This is a genomic window from Rhodococcus sp. KRD175 (genome assembly GCF_017168275.1).
In the GTDB taxonomy this organism is placed as follows: domain Bacteria; phylum Actinomycetota; class Actinomycetes; order Mycobacteriales; family Mycobacteriaceae; genus Rhodococcoides; species Rhodococcoides fascians.
On sequence record NZ_JABFAQ010000070.1, the window covers coordinates 1 to 1,435 of the forward strand.

The 1,435-nt window shown below is 62.0% G+C and carries 2 protein-coding genes; both read right to left on the minus strand.

Features of this window, described 5'->3' with window-relative positions; genetic code table 11:
• Nucleotides 1-39: 39 nt before the first annotated feature.
• Nucleotides 40-894 (minus strand): IS3 family transposase, encoded by an 855-nt coding sequence (locus tag J1M81_RS26590; RefSeq protein ID WP_032373666.1) that lies wholly within the window; start codon nucleotides 892-894, stop codon nucleotides 40-42.
• Nucleotides 891-1,376 carry a helix-turn-helix domain-containing protein gene (locus J1M81_RS26595; RefSeq protein ID WP_032373665.1) on the minus strand — a complete coding sequence of 162 codons (486 nt, stop codon included), beginning with the start codon at nucleotides 1,374-1,376 and terminating at the stop codon, nucleotides 891-893. The genes J1M81_RS26590 and J1M81_RS26595 overlap by 4 nt, the downstream gene beginning before the upstream one ends.
• Nucleotides 1,377-1,435 lie beyond the last annotated feature (59 nt).

Consider the following 1,435-nt stretch of genomic DNA (forward strand, 5'->3'; position numbering starts at 1 on the left):
TGCACTGGACCCCGTGGGTTGGACCGGTTAATGGAAATCCTAGGCTGCGAGGGCCTGGGCTCGGTATTGCACCGGGCTCAGGCCGTCGAGTCGTAGCGAGATGCGGTCGTTGTTGAACCAGTCGATGTAGTCCTCGATCGCGGTGTGCAAGGCGTCGAGGTTCAGGTATCGGACGTGATGAAACATCTCCTCTTTGAGGTGACCGAAGAAGTTCTCGATGATCGCATTGTCGTAACAGTTCGCTTTGCGGGACATCGATTGGATGGCTCCCGCATCGGCCAGCAACCGCCGCCACGACGAGTGCTGATAGTGAAAACCCTGATCCGAGTGCACAATTGGATAATCCTGTTCGCCGAGGGTGCCCAACGCGGCCCGCAAAGAACGGTTGGTGAACTCCGTCGTCGGGGACCGACCGATCGAATACGAGATGATCTGGCGGTCGAACAGATCCATCACCGGCGACAGATACAACTTCGCCTCCCCGACCCGGAACTCGGTGACATCGGTGACCCACTTCTGATTCGGGGCCGCCGCCGTGAACTGACGGTCGAGGATGTTCGCCGCGACCGCCCCGACCTGACCCTGATACGAGACATACCGTCGACGGCGCCGCACACGGCACGCCAACCCGAGCTCACGCATCACCGCGAGCACGGTCTTCTTCGCCACCCGCCACCCCGCGTCGACGAGGACTCGGTGCACGCGTCGATGCCCGTAGCGTCGGTGGTTTTTCTCGAACGCCCTGGTCACCGCCGCTTTCAACGCAGCCTTCGGATCGGGCCTGCGTAACTGCGCTTGACGGTAGAAGAACGTCGACCGAGCCAACCCGGCGACGTCGAGCAACACATCGAGACGGTACTGCGCCTTGAGGGCGATGACAGCGAGAACCTTCACCGTCGTCCCTGTTCCCTCAAGGCCCGCAATTTTCCCAGGTACGCCACCTGCGTGCGCAGCCGCTCGTTCTCCTCACGGAGGCGGTCCAGTTCGCTGGCCTCCCCGGGATCAACTCCCGGTGCCGGTCGACGTCCCGCCCGCTTCGGCCGTAGCGCCTCGTCGCCGTCGCGGCGGTATCCGCGGACCCAGGGCTCGATGATCTTCGCCGACGACAGTCCGTACTCGCGAGCGAGCTCGATCTTGTTCTCGCCAGCCAAAACACGTTGCACCACAGCAAGTTTGAACTCGAACGAGAAGTGTTGTCGATCCGGTTTCTCCACCAACGCATTCCTCCCTCGAACCCGCCAACGGTCGTAGAGCAAGATCACTGGGCCCGCCCCGCCACCGACCTTCGCAGCAGCCGAGACGGCACCCACACCATCCTCGAACAACGCTACCGCCGCGACCCGCTGATCCTCGGTAAGTGAACTTCGTGCACGCATACAAAACTCCCCGGTAGTCGGAACTGAATTACTCAGTCCAACTTCCGGGGAGCTGTGCA

Excerpts from the sequence above, each read along its gene's own strand:
- J1M81_RS26595 (WP_032373665.1), bottom strand. The coding sequence starts at position 1,376 with ATGCGTGCACGAAGTTCACTTACCGAGGATCAGCGGGTCGCGGCGGTA.